General features: G+C 65.5%; 14 protein-coding genes. 5 read left to right on the top strand and 9 right to left on the bottom strand.

Annotated elements, in window-relative coordinates; genetic code table 11:
- The first annotated feature begins 93 nt into the window (after positions 1 to 93).
- Complete coding sequence (locus AOT87_RS26950) at positions 94 to 642, top strand: hypothetical protein (RefSeq protein WP_057963600.1); 549 nt, start codon at positions 94 to 96, stop codon at positions 640 to 642.
- On the opposite strand, the gene AOT87_RS26945 is transcribed toward AOT87_RS26950, so the two are convergent.
- From AOT87_RS26945 to AOT87_RS26935, 3 genes are read right to left on the bottom strand one after another with little or no spacing between them, the layout of a single operon-like run.
- Entirely contained in the window at positions 610 to 1,764 is a 1,155-nt protein-coding gene (locus AOT87_RS26945) for an acyltransferase (protein WP_057968887.1), read from the bottom strand. The two genes, AOT87_RS26950 and AOT87_RS26945, sit on opposite strands and share 33 nt — an antisense overlap.
- A 41-nt stretch (positions 1,765 to 1,805) precedes the next feature.
- Complete coding sequence (locus AOT87_RS26940; RefSeq protein ID WP_030097670.1) at positions 1,806 to 2,585, bottom strand: TIGR03084 family metal-binding protein; 780 nt, start codon at positions 2,583 to 2,585, stop codon at positions 1,806 to 1,808.
- Entirely contained in the window at positions 2,569 to 3,885 is a 1,317-nt protein-coding gene (locus AOT87_RS26935; protein WP_030097669.1) for an MFS transporter, read from the bottom strand. Before AOT87_RS26935 ends, AOT87_RS26940 begins: the two co-directional genes overlap by 17 nt.
- Positions 3,886 to 4,013: 128 nt before the next feature.
- Between AOT87_RS26935 and AOT87_RS26930 the strand changes: the two genes are divergently transcribed.
- Positions 4,014 to 4,640 carry a YqgE/AlgH family protein gene (locus AOT87_RS26930; RefSeq protein ID WP_057968868.1) on the top strand — a complete coding sequence of 209 codons (627 nt, stop codon included), beginning with the start codon at positions 4,014 to 4,016 and terminating at the stop codon, positions 4,638 to 4,640.
- A gap of 2 nt (positions 4,641 to 4,642) precedes the next feature.
- On the opposite strand, the gene AOT87_RS26925 is transcribed toward AOT87_RS26930, so the two are convergent.
- The 4 genes from AOT87_RS26925 to AOT87_RS26910 all read right to left on the bottom strand — a co-directional run bounded on the left by AOT87_RS26925 (position 4,643) and on the right by AOT87_RS26910 (position 8,395).
- Positions 4,643 to 5,479, bottom strand: coding sequence for a DUF4393 domain-containing protein (locus tag AOT87_RS26925; RefSeq protein WP_030097667.1), 837 nt, complete (start codon positions 5,477 to 5,479; stop codon positions 4,643 to 4,645).
- A gap of 36 nt (positions 5,480 to 5,515) precedes the next feature.
- Entirely contained in the window at positions 5,516 to 6,892 is a 1,377-nt protein-coding gene (locus tag AOT87_RS26920; RefSeq protein WP_030097666.1) for a hypothetical protein, read from the bottom strand.
- 126 nt (positions 6,893 to 7,018) lie between these two features.
- On the bottom strand, positions 7,019 to 7,384 hold the full coding sequence (locus AOT87_RS26915) for a hypothetical protein (RefSeq protein ID WP_030097665.1): 366 nt from the start codon (positions 7,382 to 7,384) through the stop codon (positions 7,019 to 7,021).
- A gap of 30 nt (positions 7,385 to 7,414) precedes the next feature.
- Entirely contained in the window at positions 7,415 to 8,395 is a 981-nt protein-coding gene (locus AOT87_RS26910) for an LpqN/LpqT family lipoprotein (protein WP_057968867.1), read from the bottom strand.
- A gap of 247 nt (positions 8,396 to 8,642) precedes the next feature.
- On the opposite strand from AOT87_RS26910, the gene leuS reads away from it, so the two are divergent.
- Complete coding sequence (leuS, locus tag AOT87_RS26905) at positions 8,643 to 11,501, top strand: leucine--tRNA ligase (RefSeq protein ID WP_057968866.1); 2,859 nt, start codon at positions 8,643 to 8,645, stop codon at positions 11,499 to 11,501.
- Here leuS and AOT87_RS26900 read toward each other — a convergent pair.
- Positions 11,498 to 12,163 (bottom strand): SDR family oxidoreductase, encoded by a 666-nt coding sequence (locus AOT87_RS26900; protein WP_030097662.1) that lies wholly within the window; start codon positions 12,161 to 12,163, stop codon positions 11,498 to 11,500. The two genes, leuS and AOT87_RS26900, sit on opposite strands and share 4 nt — an antisense overlap.
- 120 nt (positions 12,164 to 12,283) lie before the next feature.
- Between AOT87_RS26900 and AOT87_RS26895 the strand changes: the two genes are divergently transcribed.
- Positions 12,284 to 13,624 carry a hypothetical protein gene (locus tag AOT87_RS26895; protein ID WP_057968865.1) on the top strand — a complete coding sequence of 447 codons (1,341 nt, stop codon included), beginning with the start codon at positions 12,284 to 12,286 and terminating at the stop codon, positions 13,622 to 13,624.
- 4 nt (positions 13,625 to 13,628) lie between these two features.
- Here AOT87_RS26895 and AOT87_RS26890 read toward each other — a convergent pair whose 3' ends face one another.
- A complete protein-coding gene (locus tag AOT87_RS26890) occupies positions 13,629 to 14,102 on the bottom strand; it encodes an Lrp/AsnC family transcriptional regulator (protein ID WP_030097660.1) in 474 nt (157 codons plus the stop codon).
- A 163-nt stretch (positions 14,103 to 14,265) separates the two neighbouring features.
- Here AOT87_RS26890 and pdhA point away from each other — a divergent pair, with 163 nt between their 5' ends.
- Positions 14,266 to 15,345 (top strand): pyruvate dehydrogenase (acetyl-transferring) E1 component subunit alpha, encoded by a 1,080-nt coding sequence (gene pdhA / locus AOT87_RS26885; RefSeq protein WP_057968864.1) that lies wholly within the window; start codon positions 14,266 to 14,268, stop codon positions 15,343 to 15,345.

The following is a 15,345-nucleotide window of genomic DNA, read 5'->3' as shown; positions in this document are numbered from 1 at the left end:
GTGAACCGGTATCAGCGCAGTTTCTGTCTCCGTGGTTATCCACATGCCCCAAGAAGGCGGAACGCCCGGAGTCGCCGCGGCCTCATATCGGGTATGGATTACTGCTTTGGTACCGGGGACGGGAGCGTCACCGCCTGGGACGTACCACCCAACGCCGATCTGGACGGCGATGGAGTCATGGACGCGGTGCGCCTGGATTTCGACGGTGACGGATTGTTCGACGACGTGATGTGGGACGCGGACGGTGATGGTTCGGCGGACCACAGCGTCCTTGACGTGGATAACGATGGCAGGCCGGAGACGTACTTCACCGATGATGGCTTGGGCACGTGGGCGTTTCACGTGGAACGAAGCGGATCCATCAGCTGGTTCGGTCTTGACGGGATTGAACACGCCGGTGGCACAGCAGATATCGATGGGGACGGGAAGCCTGAGCAGCTGGTCGACGCGGATAACGACGGAGATGCTGAAAGAGCTTTCCGGACAACCGATTCAGGTACCTCCGTGTATGCGGACACCACGGGTGACGGCCGCTGGGATGTCGAACTCACCGACGCGGACGGCGACGGGATTGCCGATGCCGCCCGGCCGCTCGGACCGCCGCACCCGTCAGCGCAGAATGCGGTCGAAGGCGCGCCCTAGCGCCTCCGTCCACCCGATGGTGGGGTCGGACTCGTCGGCAACCCAGGCGGGATGATCGATACTGAGCCTTCCGTCACAGGTGGTGATGAAGAAGCTCGGTGGAAGTGTCGTGGCGCGTAACCCGATATGCCGACCGCGGACGGTGGCGCGGAAGTCGTGTACGCGCAGTCCCTCCGGCAGTCGCAGCGCCGGTATCGGCCCCCAGTTCGTGACCATGAGTGGATTCTCGATGCACGGGTGCTGTCGCTGCGGTTGGCACAGAAATACCTGGTGCACAGTGTGATCCGCGAGGCCGCTAGCGAGAGAATCCAGTACGGCACGAGCCAGGCGCAGTGGGTCGTCATCGGGTACGACAGCCAGAATCGCGGTGTCGGCACCCGGGATTACTGTCCCTTGCGCCGCGGTGATGGGTGCCGCTGTTCGTGTGCGCAGGTCCACCGATGACGTCAGGCCAAATGTGACCGCGCCTTGCGACCGCGAAAGCGCATGAGCGGCCGCCAGAATCGCGGCACACACGACTCCGTGCACGGTGATGCCTGCCGCGTGCGCCGCATCGAACAACTGGGTGGTCTGCTCGCGCCCGAGCCGGGTGCGCCCGTGCCGAACCACGACCGTGGCGTCGACCGCCGTTTCTGCTCGCGGCGCCGGGGGCTCGCCGGCCCCGGGTATGACGTAGCCGCGCGCGGCAAGGAACTGCTCTAGGGAGAGGGCGAGTGGATGCGCGCGGATGGTCCCGGCCGACCCCGTCTCGACCACGCGGGTGTAATACGTGCACAGCACTTCCAGATAGCGCAGCGCGGCCCCCGCGTCGGCGATGCTGTGATGGGTCAGCAGCGTCAACCGAAAGTCAGTGCCGGTCTGTGCCACGTCGATCGCACAGACCGCGTCGGGGTCGGCGATGGTGAACCCTGCCCGGGGAAGGGCGGTGGATGTACCGATCTGCAGGGCGGGCGGATGGTCGGCGTATTGCAGCGCGTACCCGTGCCCAGCAGAAACAATCTGCGCGGAAAGCACCGGGTAGCTTGCCAATAGTGCGCGGAAAGCCGTTGTCAGAGCATCGATTTTGAGAGCGCCGCTGCCGAACGCCGAGTACGCCACGGTGCTGCGATTCCCGGCGAACATCGCTTCCGAGGGATACAGCGGGCGGATGGTGGCCCCGGCGTTCACCCCCGGCCGGTGCCGGGCGGGCCGGCGAAGGCCTGGGCGATGGAGAGCCACTTCTCCGCGTCCGCGCCGGTGGCCTGCAGATCCAGCTCGGCGCGCGGACGCCGTTGGGTCACCAGGTAGCAGAAGTGCAGTGCCGATCCGGTGACGCGCTGTGCGGCATCGTCGGGGCCCCACGTCCACGTATCGCCGTCGGGTCCGGTCAGCTCGACGCGGAACGGCTCAGCCGGGGCAGCCAGCGAGTGCACGGAATACGCGTAGTCACGGGTCCGAACACCCAGGTGCGCAATCGATTTCAGGCGCGCGGTGGGCGCCGGGACCACGCCGAGCGCGTCCGCGACATCAAGGGCGTGGGCCCACGTCTCCATCAGGCGGGCGGTGCCCATCGAGGCGGAGCTCATCGGAGGCCCGTACCAGGGGATCTTCACACCATCGGGCACCGCGCGCAGCGCCGCATGCAGTTGGTTACGGGTATCGCGCCAGTGGGCGAGCAACTCGGCTGGAGGAGTCTGGGCGGTCTCCTCGGCGGCCTTGTCCACGAATCCGAAGGGATCGGCCATTGCCTTGGGCAGCTCGTTGGCGAAGCCTTCGGGATCGGTGACCGCCAGCAGGGACTGCGCGTCGGTCCAATGCAGATGGGCGATCTGATGGGCGATGGTCCAGCCGGCGGCCGGGGTGTCGCGGGCCCAGCCCTCTGCGGACAGCGGAGCTACCAGTGTGTCGAGTCCATCGCTCTCGTCGCGCAGGTCATCGATGACAGCGTCAGCGGTCGAGGTCACGGGCGTGTCCTTCCGGGTCGGATTGGCTGGATTCGGCCGGGCTGGGCCAAAGAGTTCGGGTCATGTGCACGATCAGGCCGATCAAGTAGACCACTGCCCCGGAGAAGGCCAGCCAGTGCGACTGCGTGATGAAGGCGGCGGCCACGCTCATCGCTCCGGTGAAGGTGACCCAGAACAGCGAGTCCTGCACGGCGAAGACGTGTCCTCGCAGCGCGTCATCGACATCGGTCTGCATGCCGACGTCGGCGCACAGCTTGATCACCTGCCCGGCCATTCCGAGTCCGAACGCGGCAACGAGCACGATCGGTACGTAAAGACTCGAGGCGATCAGCTGCAGCACGACGGCGCTGCCGAGTGCCATCCCGAGGGTGCGGCCACGGCCGAAGCGCCGGAGCAAGGCAGGGGTGGAGACCGTTCCCAGGAACGAGCCGATGCCGGTGCACGCCAGGAACAAGGCCGCGGCCCCGATCCCCGCGAACAGCGAGGCGTTGTTGCGCACCAGCACCAGAACCAACAACGTGTTGATGCCGAAAACCATGCGGTGGGCGGCCAGACCGATGAGCGCGTCGAACACCGAGGGCGTGCCGACGATGGTGCGCGCACCATGCAGCCACCCGGTGGCCACCGCATAGAAGGCCGAGCCGTGCACGGCGCGCACACTGTCGTCGGGACCCAGTCGATCGCCCGGAAAGCCGGTGGCCACCCACGCCGCGGCGAGGGTCGGCACGATGACCAGGAAAATGACTGTGGCAGAACCCAAGTCCCCCGCCCCGAAGACTGCCCGCAGCATCAGCATGAAGTTGGCGCCGACGAAGGTGGCGGTGGCGCCCACCGCGGTGGCCACCGAGTTCATGGTCGCGACCTGGTCGCGGGGCACCACGTGGGGGAGTGCCGCCGAGAGACCCGATGTCACGAACCTGGTGACCCCGTTGACGATCAGCGCGCCCAGCAACAGCACCACGTCGTCGGCGCTGAAGGCCAGCTCGATACCGACGAGGGCCACCAGCAGTACGCGGATCAGGTTGGCACAGATCAGCACCGTGCGCCGGTCCCAGCGGTCCAGTAGCGCACCGGCGAAGGGACCGATTGCCGAGTAGGGCAGGAACAGCACCGCGAACGCACCGGCGATGGCCCACGGCTCGGCCTCGCGTTCGGGGTTGAACAGCAATGCCCCGGCCAGCCCGGCCTGGAAGAGACCATCGCTGAACTGGGTGAGCAGCCGCACCCAGACCAACCGCCCGAAGTCGGGGAGATCGTGGATTGCGTGCCACAGGCTCAGCGGCGAGTGGCGCGCAGTCATGTGAGTCGCTTTCGTATGTCTGGATCGGGCTACGGGAAAATAGGCGGAGCGCTTACGCCCACACTACAAATGTGTAGCGGTTGGCCGAGCACAAGTCATGAAACGGCAAACGGTGTCATGATGTTCAGGTGGCGCATGGGGACGAGCCCGATGAGGGCGAGGCATATGGCGAGGGTTATATGGCGCCGCCCGCACACCGTCTGCGGGCGGGCACCTTGCTGGTCGCCAACACCAATCTGTTTGAGCCGACGTTTCGGCGCAGCGTGATCTTCATCGTGGAGCACAACGACGGCGGCACCTTGGGTGTGGTCCTCAATCGTCCGAGCGAAACCGCCGTGTACAACGTGCTGCCGCAGTGGGCCAAGCTCGCCGGCAAGCCGAAGACGATGTTCATCGGCGGGCCGGTCAAACGCGATGCGGCCCTGTGCCTGGCGACCCTGCGGGCCGGTGTCAGCATCGACGGTGTGAAGGGTCTGCGTCACGTGGCGGGCCGCATGGCCATGGTTGATCTGGATGCCGAGCCCGAGGACATCGCCCCGCTGGTGGAGGGCATCCGGGTCTTCGCGGGCTATTCGGGGTGGACGATCGGCCAGCTCGAGGGTGAGGTCGAGCGCGACGACTGGATCGTGTTGTCCGCGCTGCCGTCCGATGTGCTCACCGATGTCAGTGGTGACTTGTGGGCAAGGGTGCTGCGTCGTCAGCCGTTGCCGTTGTCGCTGTTGGCGACGCACCCCATCGACGTGAGCCGAAACTAGGCCTACAGGTCGTCGCCCACGGACGGATCGGAGGGGATGACCGCCCGGCAGAAGTCCTCACCGAACGGCGTCAGGTGGATGCTGCGGCGAACGGTCTTATGCGCGCGGCCCGCCCGGCGGCAGGCCGCCACGACGTCCGGTTGTACCTCCAACACCTGATAACGCTCGGCAGCAACTGATTCCGGAGATGCCCGGACCAGGCCGAGCCGTACCAGATTGTTGGTGTAGGCGTTGTTGCGGTCGGTGTAGCGGCAGCCGGAGCGTTCGGCCACCATCGAGAGGCCCTCGGCGATCATCTCCGAGCCGACATCGAACGGGCGGCTGGTACGGACGTCCACCACCGGTTGCGCGCCGTGCGCGGCCAGGAACCGCAGGATGCGCGCCTCATCGGGTGCCAGCTGATTGATAATCCGCGCGTAGGCCGGATGGGTGTCCTCTACGTCGGTGACATCGGCTGAACGCCGCAGCAATTCGGCACCGCGCCGGCGCAGTTCATCGCAGTCGGCGGAGCCGGACTCGGTGATGTCGATGGTGACCCGCGACGGGGCGGGCCGTTGCGGTTTGGCGAGAGTGATCCCTGCGGAATCGTTGGCCGGCAGCTGCAGCGCGTCGCGCACGGCGCCCAGCACATGCTCGGTGGCCGACAGGGCTATGTCGGTGGCCGAGCGGCCCGCCCGCACATCGTCGATGATCTTGGTGCCGGTGGTGGTGGCGATATCGGCCGACCACTTCACCCCGCGCCACCAGGTTTTCGCGGCCAGCATCGCGACCCCTTGGACCACGCGATCGGGCCGGAGCTCACGATTGTTGTGCGCGGGAACGGGCGTGTTATCGGTCATCGGGCATCATCTTGTCAGGTCGATTCGGGTCACGTGTCACCCCGCTGGCGGGAAGATCAGCAGGTGTGCCAGGCCGCCGGCCGCGCCAAGGACCGCACCGTGCACGAACAGCAACCACTCGTCCTGTTTGACCGCCGAGCGCAGCAACTCGTTGAAATCGTCGAGTGAGAGCTTGTGCATCTGGGTCGAGACGAAGGCGCCGATCTTGCCTTGGCGTTGCTTGTTGAACTCGGGGTCGGAAAACGCAAGGGGCGCAAAGCCGGTTGCCTCGATGGTGACCGATTCGGTGATCTGGTCGTATTGGCGCCGGCCGACGGCTACCCGGATGGCGCGCCGTGCGGGCCCGAGTGCTTGCTCCAGTGCCGGCCGGATGCCGTCGGCCAGCATTTGTCTGGTGCGGTCCGACCGCGGCCCGTTGAGCATCTCGTTGCCGATGTTTTCCAGGGTGATGACGTTCTCGGAGATGGTGCGCGCGTACTCCTCGGAGATCTCCGACTTGCGCTTGATGAACAGGCCCTGGCGCCACGGCACCCACTTGTTGGGATGGACGGGTTCGAAAATCATGGTGATGCCGAGGTAATTGACGATGTACCCGATGATGATGCCGCCGAGTGGCAGCACGATCCATGGAGTCCACCAGTGGTGCGGAACCGAGTGCAGGATCGCCACGAGTACGAAGCCCATGGGATAGCCGAAGTAGAAGCCGAAGTTCTGCATGAACTGCAGTTCCTTGTGCCCCATGGTCCGGAATATGTCGTTGAGCAGCTTGGGATGAGCCGTGAGATACCGGATGATCATCAGCTTGGCGTCGACGAGTTGCCCGATGTTCTCGCCGATTTGATCGGTCATGTTCTTGACGATCTGCGGCAGCTGATTCTCGATGCGCTTGAACATCATCTCCCGCAGGGCCGGCGGCAGGTTGTGCCACAGCTGCGGGTCCTCCCGCTCCATGATCTTGGTGATGACGCTGCGAATCTCTGATTTGGCAATCAGTGCAAGGTGATTGGCTATGAGGTCCGGTTCGAGCTGCTCGTAGAAGTCCGAGATGCTACCGAGCTTGGCAAGGCTCTTGTCGACGGCGATGCTGGCCATCTTCTCCGCGCGTGATGGCACGATGCCCTGCCACCCGAATCGCCCGTCGGAGGTGATGGCGGGGATCACCTGTACTCGCCGGGGCAGGAACGCGTACAGAGTGCGCAGCCCGGGGATGCGCCAGCCGTAGAAACGCAAGGGTGCGAACAGCATCAGCACGCCGGTCCAGTTGGTGATGTAGCCGATGATGCCGGTGAACAACGGCACCGTGAGCAGGTCCACGATCAGCTGATCGTCGCGATAGATGTACGCGGCGATAGCGGAGGCGAGCGTGAGAACACCAACGAGGATGAACTTCACCATCTGCTTGGTGTCTTTCACGGCTCCCTTTCTGACCACGCCTGTCTACGAGTGCCCGGGAACATAACACCAAAAAATGGGTCGACATGGGCGAATACGGATCACATTCAGACGAGGTAGCGCCGCGGTGTCTAAAGATTGGACACGTCAGGGCCGAGCGCACACCGAGGAGTCGGCCCGCCCCGCGCTGGGGCATCCGCCGCAGGAACTGCCGCATCCGCCGCCCGAGGACGACATCTGTTGTGCGGCGGTGGTGTAGCGCGCCACCTGCCAGGCGGCCGCACCCACCGTCACGATGGCGGCAGCGCCGCACACCATCAGTCCCACCAAACCGATTGCGGTGGAACCAAATAAGGCTGCGAGCGCGCCCGCCGCGAGAATCAGCGCGGCCGCGGCCTGCGCGGGCGCGAGCATGCGCTGAGGGCTGCCGTGCGGTGCCCGCAGAAACGCCGCCGCCGACAGCGCGCCCAGCAGCCCGGCGAGGGCAATGGTCACGATGGCGGCGATCAGCACCCGCTCAGTTTAAGCGGGATGGGAGTGCGCTTATGCCGCGGGCGGTGCCGGCGGCACCAGCGGAGGCAGGGTGGGCAGCGGTGGCAGCCCCGGGACTCCCGGCGCCGGCGCAGCCGGAGCGTTGGGGTCGGTGCCCGGAGCAGGGGTTACGGGTGCCGCGGGCAGCGCATCCGGATCGGCGAGCGCGTTGGGGTCGGCTACCGGGGCGGTGACCGGGGCGCCTTCGCCGAAGCGCAGGCCGTTGACGATGAGGTCGGTGGCAGGAGCCTCGGAGATGGCGTTTCCGACTGTCGTGGTGACGGCCAGCTGAACCAGGTACCGGTCCTTGCCCTGCGTGATGATCACGGAGCGCCGCGAGGTGTTGAGGGTTTCACCGTCTTGCCGGAAGGTGCCTTCCACGATCGAAGAGGGGAAGCCCTGATAGGTGACCAGCGAGGCGTCGGTCGGCTGCCAGCCCTGCAGTGCTTTGACCTCGACGGGGCCGTGCGAAACGGCCTCATTGGTATCGAACTCGCCGACGAGCTTGCTCATCGTGACCTGCGCGTTGGACTGGTACAGCCCGGTGCCGTTGGCCTTGCTCACGATCACCTGGTACGCGTTGGGAACATTGGGATCTGGCACGTTCGCCCAGTTCGCCGGAATCGGGATGCTGACGCGCGGTGCCCCATGGCTGTTCTTGGTCAGCGGCTCCAGCTTGACGTTCTTGGAAGCGAAGAACTCCGTGAGCGTGCCGTCGGCGGCGGGCGCGACCCCGTTGATCGGCGGGGCGGGCTGGAGGGGGTTCGTCGACGCGGTCGGTGCGGTCGCCGGAACGGCGGCGTTCGGGGTGGCGGGGGCGTTGGGGGCCGCCGCCGGTGCGATGGGTGCCGAGGTGGCTGCGTTCGGAGTGGCCACCGGTGCTGGAGGCGCCGGCTGTGGGTCCGCCAGTGCGATGGCGGTGGTCCCGGCGAGCAGTGCCGCGACGGAGGCCGTGGCCGCCGCGAACCTGACTGAATACCGTGTGGTCGTCACCTTCTCTGTCCTTCCGGCTCTGTCCAATGCGTGGTGTGTGAGTTGTGGACGACAACCGTGAGCGCGGGCACGCCGACCGCTATGTCGACAGTGGGCTCTCGGTTGTAGCGGTCCCGAAGTTAATAAGCGCAGCTGAGAAAGCACCCCGGACACCCCCGGAAGTGGCCGGATTGTGACCAGAGTGATTAACTCTCGTCGCCAAACCGGCGATTTCTGTTCGCTGAGCTGCCGCATTTACCCTTGATGCGTGACTGAAGCCCAGCAAGACGCCACCGATACCCCCGAGCATCGCTACACCGCGCAGCTCGCCGGGCAGATCGAGCGTCGTTGGCAACAGAGCTGGGCCGACCGCGGCACGTTCCACGTACCCAATCCGGTGGGCTCACTCGCACCGGCCGATGGCACGCCGATTCCCGCTGACAAGATGTTTGTGCAGGACATGTTCCCGTATCCCTCGGGTGATGGGCTGCACGTCGGACATCCGCTGGGCTATATTGCGACGGACGTATATGCCCGCTTCCACCGGATGCGTGGCGCCAACGTGCTGCACGCGCTCGGGTTCGACGCGTTCGGTCTGCCGGCCGAGCAGTACGCGGTGCAGACCGGTACCCACCCGCGGGTCCGTACCGAGGCCAACATCGTCAACTACAAGCGTCAGCTTGGCCGACTCGGATTGGGCCACGACTCGCGCCGCAGTTTCTCGACCACCGACGTCGACTTCTACAAGTGGACACAGTGGATTTTTCTGCAGATCTACAACGCCTGGTACGACGTCGAGGCCCAGCGTGCTCGCCGGATCGACGAGCTGGTGGCCGAGTTCGATTCCGGTGCGCGTACGCCGGCCGACGGCACGGTATGGGGCGAGCTGAGCGACGGCGCGCGCGCCGATCTGGTCGACTCGTATCGCCTGGTATACCAATCGGATTCGGTGGTCAACTGGTGCCCGGGACTGGGTACCGTACTGGCCAACGAGGAGGTTACCTCGGACGGTCGCAGCGAGCGCGGTAACTTCCCGGTCTTCCGTAAGCGGTTGCGGCAGTGGATGATGCGGATCACCGCGTACTCCGACAGGCTGATCGACGATCTTGAATTCCTGGACTGGCCCGACAAGGTCAAGACCATGCAGCGCAACTGGATCGGTCGATCGCAGGGTGCATCGGTGTTGTTCGCCGTCGCCGGTGTGGGCGATATCGAGGTGTTCACCACCCGGCCCGACACGCTCTTCGGCGCCACCTACATGGTGTTGGCACCCGAGCATCCATTGGTGGACAGCCTGACGGGTGACACCTGGCCGGAGGGAACGGACGCGCGCTGGACCGGCGGGCAGGATTCGCCGCGCGCGGCGATCGAGCAGTATCGCCGCTCCATCGCCGCCAAGAGCGACCTGGAACGTCAAGAGAACAAAGAAAAGACCGGCGTATTCACCGGCGCTTACGCCACCAACCCGGTGAGCGGTAAGCCGGTGCCGGTCTTCATTGCCGACTACGTGCTGTTCGGTTACGGCACCGGGGCCATCATGGCGGTGCCCGGCCACGACCAGCGTGACTGGGACTTCGCGCATGCGTTCGGTTTGCCTGTGCAGCAAGTCATTTCCGGCGGCGATATCACCGAGTCCGCGTACACGGGCGACGGTCCGCTGGTGAACTCCGATTACCTGAATGGGCTGGATGTCGCCGCTGCCAAGGCGGAGGTGACGCGCCGGCTGGTGCAGGACGGCCGCGGCGAACCGCGCATCGAATACAAGCTTCGCGATTGGCTTTTCGCACGCCAGCGCTATTGGGGCGAGCCGTTCCCAATCGTCTACGGCGAGGACGGGCGACCACGCGCGCTGGGTGAGGGTGCGCTGCCCGTCGAGCTGCCGGAGGTCGAGGACTACGCACCGGTGTCCTTCGATCCCGACGACGCATCGAGCGTGCCGTCGCCGCCGCTGTCGAAGGCCACCGACTGGGTCAACGTTGAGCTGGATCTGGGCGACGGACTCAAGCAGTACACGCGCGACACCAACGTGATGCCGCAGTGGGCGGGCAGCTCGTGGTACGAGCTGCGCTACGCGGACCCGGATAATGCGGAGGCGTTCTGCGACAAGGAGAACGAGGCCTACTGGCTGGGGCCGCGCCCGGCCGAGCACGGCCCGGACGATCCCGGGGGCGTTGACTTGTATGTCGGCGGCATGGAGCACGCCGTACTGCACCTGCTCTACTCGAGGTTCTGGCACAAGGTCCTTTACGACCTCGGACATGTCAGCTCCCGCGAGCCGTACCGGCGGCTGCTCAACCAGGGCTACATCCAGGCGTACGCCTACACGGATGCGCGCGGAATGTACGTGCCCGCCGCCGAGGTGGTCGAGGAGAACGGAACGTTCTTCTGGCCCGGTCCCGACGGGAAAGTCGAGGTGAAGCAGGAGTTCGGCAAGATCGGTAAGAGCCTCAAGAACTCGATCTCGCCGGACGACATCTGTGACAACTACGGTGCGGACACCCTGCGGGTGTACGAGATGTCGATGGGTCCACTGGAGTTGTCGCGGCCGTGGGCAACAAAGGATGTCGTTGGTGCGCACCGGTTCCTGCAGCGGGTGTGGCGCGTGGTGGTCGACGAGGAGACCGGCAAGATCCGGGTCACCGAAGGCGACCTGACGAGCGAGGACACCCTACGGGCGTTGCATAAGACGATCGCCGGAGTCACCGAAGACTACGCGGCTCTGCGCAATAACACCGCAGCAGCCAAGTTGATCGAGTACACCAACCACCTCACCAAGGAGTACCCGGAGGGTGCCCCGCGTGCGGCGGTGGAACCGCTGGTGCTGTTGCTGGCTCCGCTGGCGCCGCACCTGGCCGAGGAGCTGTGGAGCCAGCTCGGACGCGATGAGACCTTGGCGCACGGCCCCTTCCCGGGATTCGATGAGCGATGGCTGGTGGCCGACACCGTCGAATACCCGATTCAGGTCAACGGCAAGGTGCGCGGCCGGATCACGGTGGCTGCCGACGCACCGGCGGCCGATATCGAGGCGGCGGCCCTTGCCGAGGAGAAGGTGCTGGAGTTCCTGGCGGGCGTTGCCCCGAAGAAGGTCATCGTGGTGCCCGGGCGCATGGTGAATCTGGTCGTCTAGTTCTGCCGCACCACAATTTGGTGCACACGCGCGTCGCGCGGCAGCCGCACGGCATCGACGATCAACTGTGCGACAGACTCGGGACGCATGTACTCATCCGGGTTGTAGACGCGCCCTTCATGTTCGGTGAGTTCCTGCTGCATCGGGGTGCTGATCCGGCCGGGATGCACCGAGGTCACCCGCAGCAGCGGCTCCTCCGCCCGCAGCACATCGGCCACGCCGCGCAATGCGAACTTGCTCGCCGAGTACGAGCCGATGCCGGGGTGCGCGTTGATTCCCGCTCCGGAGTTCACGAACACCACGTCGCCCTGTGCCGCGCGTAGAGCGGGAAGCAGGGCCTTGGTCAGTGCCACCGGCGCTAAGACGTTGACATCAAAGGTCTTACGCCAGTCCGCCAACTGCGAATCGGCGATCGTCGCCGGATAGGACACCCCGGCGTTGTGCACCAGTACATCGAGTTCGTCGATGCCGGCGGTGGCCGCCAGCAACGCGCTCTCATCGCCCAGGTCCACCGGCCATGCTGTGGCCTGCAGTTCACCGGCCAGTGCGTCCAGCCGCGTGGACGGGCGGCCTCCCAGCAGGAGTGCATGGGTGGGGGCCAGGGCACGCGCGATGGCAGCACCGAGACCGCCGCTTGCGCCGGTGATGAGAGCGAGGGGCATGCGCGCCAGGCTAGCCGCCTCCCGGCGAATGTCGACTTTTGGCGGCGTCCAGTCGCACTTTCACACCAAAAGTCGACTTTCGGCGAGAGGGAATGGCCGGGTACGCCGCACAATGGACGAATGCCGTCCCACCCGATGTTCACCCCCACGCAGTTGGCCGCACGTGCGGCATACCTGCTGAGGGGAAATGACAGGGGGACGATGACCAGTGCCGCCCCCAAGTTGTACCCACATATGTGGAGCTGGGACGCGGCTTTCGTGGCGGTCGGCCTGGCGCCGCTGAGCGTCGAACGCGCCGTCACCGAATTGGACACCCTGCTTTCCGCGCAATGGGCCAACGGGATGATCCCGCACATCGTCTTCGCGAACGGGGTCGACGGCTACTTTCCCGGGCCCGCGCGCTGGCGCACCTCGGAACTGGCGGTGAACGCGCCGTCGAATTACCAGACATCGGGCATCACCCAGCCACCGGTGCATGCCATAGCGGTGCAGCGCATCTTGGATCATGCGCGCCGCCGTGGCCGGAGTGCGCGCGGCATCGCGGAAGCCTTCCTGGACCGGCGCTGGGCAGACCTGATGCGGTGGCATCGATGGCTCGCCGAGTCCCGCGATCAGAACCAGCACGGGCGCATCACCCTCTATCACGGGTGGGAATCGGGAATGGACAACTCGCCGCGCTGGGATGGCGCGTACGCCAATGTTGTTCCCGGAGAGCTACCGCCGTATGTGCGGGAGGACACCGCAATCATCACCGACGCCTCGCAGCGCCCCAAGGATGCCGAGTATGACGTCTATCTGTGGCTGCTGGAAGAGATGAAGTCGGTGGGGTACGACGATGCCCGGCTGCCGGACGTCATGAGCTTCGTCATGGAAGACGTGTTCGTCTCGGCAATCTTCGCGGTGGCCTGCGAGGTACTGGCCACCATTGGTGAGGAGCACGCGCGCCCGCGAGCCGATGTGCGTGAACTGCACGGCTGGGCCGAGCGGTTCCGTGCCGGGGTAATCGACACCACAGAAGAACGTAGCGGTTCCGCAAGGGATTTCGACGTCAAGACCGGCAAGTGGGTGGCGACCGACACGGTGGCCATGTTCGCACCGCTGCTATCCGGAGGGCTGCCGCGTGCGCAGGAATTGGCGCTGCTGCGGCTGCTGGAAGGACCACGTTTCTGCGGCCACCCGGATCTGCGGTACGCACTGGTGCCGTCGACGTCGCCGGTATCCCGGGACTTTCGTCCGCGCGAGTATTGGCGGGGCCCGGTGTGGCCGGTGCTCACCTGGCTGTTCTGTTGGGCGTTCGAGCGGCGTGGATGGAGTGAACGGGCGTTCCTGCTCCGGCAGGAGGGTTTACGGCAGGCGGGCGACGGCTCCTTCGCCGAGTACTACGAACCGTTCACCGGTGCGCCGCTGGGCAGCATGCAGCAATCCTGGACGGCTGCAGCGGTTCTGGACTGGCTGGGCTGAGCGCTCAGTCTTGTCCGGCGAGGCGCCGCAGCAGTGGCGTCATCCGGAATGCCACCAGCTCGTGCATGGCAATCGCGATCGACGTACGAGTGATGCCGGGGATGTCGAGGATGTTCCCGGCGATTCGGTATAGATCGTCGCTGTCGACGGCCACCACCTTGATCATCAGATCGTCCGCGCCCGCCAGACCGTGCACCTGCACCACCTCCGGCACGTCGGCTAGCGCCACGCCAATCCCCTTGAGCTGATGTTGGTCGATGCGTGCGGTGACGTAAGCCGTCATGGGATAACCCATCGCGCGCGGCACGATCTGGTGGTCGATACCGGCCAGCGCCTCGTGCTGGTCCCAGCGGGTCAGCCGCGCCTGCACGGTGTTGCGGGACAGATTCAGTCGCTGCGCCAGCTCCACGCCGGACGCGCGAGGTGTTTGCGTGAGCGCGAGTAACAACTTCGCATCAGTGGCATCCAGAGTGGTCATAGAGCGCAGTATCGCACAGAATTGACCCATAAATCTGGGCACTATGCACAATGCGACACGTATCGGTTGCGCAGTATGACTATCTGATGCACTGTGAAGCAAGACACACCTCTGCGGTGACGGTCAGGCATGGACAGTGCATCAGATGGTTAGCGAGGCGGGTATGGAAACCATCCAGCTCCTGGATCCGGAAGGCAACCGGGTCGAGGATCCGGCGTATGGGCCGCTGGTCGCGGATATCGACGACCAGCAGCTTGTCGCGCTGTATGAGGACATGGTGGTGGTCCGCCGCATCGACACCGAGGCCACGGCATTGCAGCGTCAGGGTGAGCTCGCGCTCTGGGCGCCGCTGCTGGGTCAGGAGGCCGCTCAGGTCGGTTCCGCGCGTGCGCTGGCACACGATGATTTCGCCTTCACCAGTTTTCGTGAGCACGGCGTCGCCTACTGCCGCGGTATCGAACCCACCGCCATGCTCCAATTCTGGCGCGGCTCAACGCAGTCGGGCTGGAATCCGCGCGACCACAATGTCACCGCACCCGCGATCATCGTCGGTGCGCAGTCGCTGCACGCCACCGGATACGCGATGGGTGTCAAATTCGACGGTGCGGACTCCGCGGTCATCGCGTACTTCGGCGATGGCGCGACCAGTCAGGGCGACGTGTCGGAGGCTTTCGCCTTCGCATCGAGTTTCGGTGCGCCCGTGGTCTTCTTCTGCCAGAACAACCAATGGGCCATCAGTGAGCCGGTGCGGGTGCAGAGCCATCTGCCGCTGGCCGCGCGCGGCACCGGATTCGGCGTGCCGGGAATCCAGGTGGACGGCAACGACGTGCTCGCGGTGATGGCGGTGACCCGTGCGGCGCTGCGGCGCGCGCGGGAGGGTAGCGGGCCCACTCTCGTCGAAGCGGTCACCTACCGGATGGGACCGCACACCACGTCCGATGATCCGACCAAGTACCGCAATTCCGCCGAGCTTGAGGAGTGGCGCGCCAAAGACCCGCTGTCGCGGGTGGAAAAGTATTTGGAAAGACGTGGGGTGCTGACAGATTCGGAGAAGCAGCGCATTGTGGCCAAGGCCGATGCGGTGGCTGCCGAAATGCGCGCGGGATGTCTCGGCACCATCGAGCCGACCGCCGCCGACATGTTCAACCACGTGTACGCGGAACCGCATTCGCTTGTTGCCGCGGAACGGCGCGACTATTTGGAATATCTTGCCGGCTTTGAGGATGAAGGGATCGCATCATGA

This window comes from Mycobacteroides sp. H003, from assembly GCF_001440135.1.
Taxonomy (GTDB): Bacteria; Actinomycetota; Actinomycetes; order Mycobacteriales; family Mycobacteriaceae; genus Mycobacterium; species Mycobacterium gwanakae.
The sequence above is the reverse complement of the archived record's forward strand: the minus strand, read 5'-3'. Positions and strand labels throughout refer to the sequence as shown.

Bases quoted from the DNA above. Each gene is read 5' to 3' on its own strand.
- pdhA (WP_057968864.1), top strand. From the start codon at position 14,266: ATGGAAACCATCCAGCTCCTGGATCCGGAAGGCAACCGGGTCGAGGAT.
- AOT87_RS26890 (WP_030097660.1), bottom strand. From the start codon at position 14,102: ATGACCACTCTGGATGCCACTGATGCGAAGTTGTTACTCGCGCTCACG.
- AOT87_RS26950 (WP_057963600.1), top strand. From the start codon at position 94: ATGGATTACTGCTTTGGTACCGGGGACGGGAGCGTCACCGCCTGGGAC.
- AOT87_RS26895 (WP_057968865.1), top strand. From the start codon at position 12,284: ATGCCGTCCCACCCGATGTTCACCCCCACGCAGTTGGCCGCACGTGCG.
- AOT87_RS26935 (WP_030097669.1), bottom strand. From the start codon at position 3,885: ATGACTGCGCGCCACTCGCCGCTGAGCCTGTGGCACGCAATCCACGAT.
- AOT87_RS26945 (WP_057968887.1), bottom strand. From the start codon at position 1,764: ATGTTCGCCGGGAATCGCAGCACCGTGGCGTACTCGGCGTTCGGCAGC.
- AOT87_RS26925 (WP_030097667.1), bottom strand. From the start codon at position 5,479: ATGACCGATAACACGCCCGTTCCCGCGCACAACAATCGTGAGCTCCGG.
- AOT87_RS26900 (WP_030097662.1), bottom strand. From the start codon at position 12,163: ATGCCCCTCGCTCTCATCACCGGCGCAAGCGGCGGTCTCGGTGCTGCC.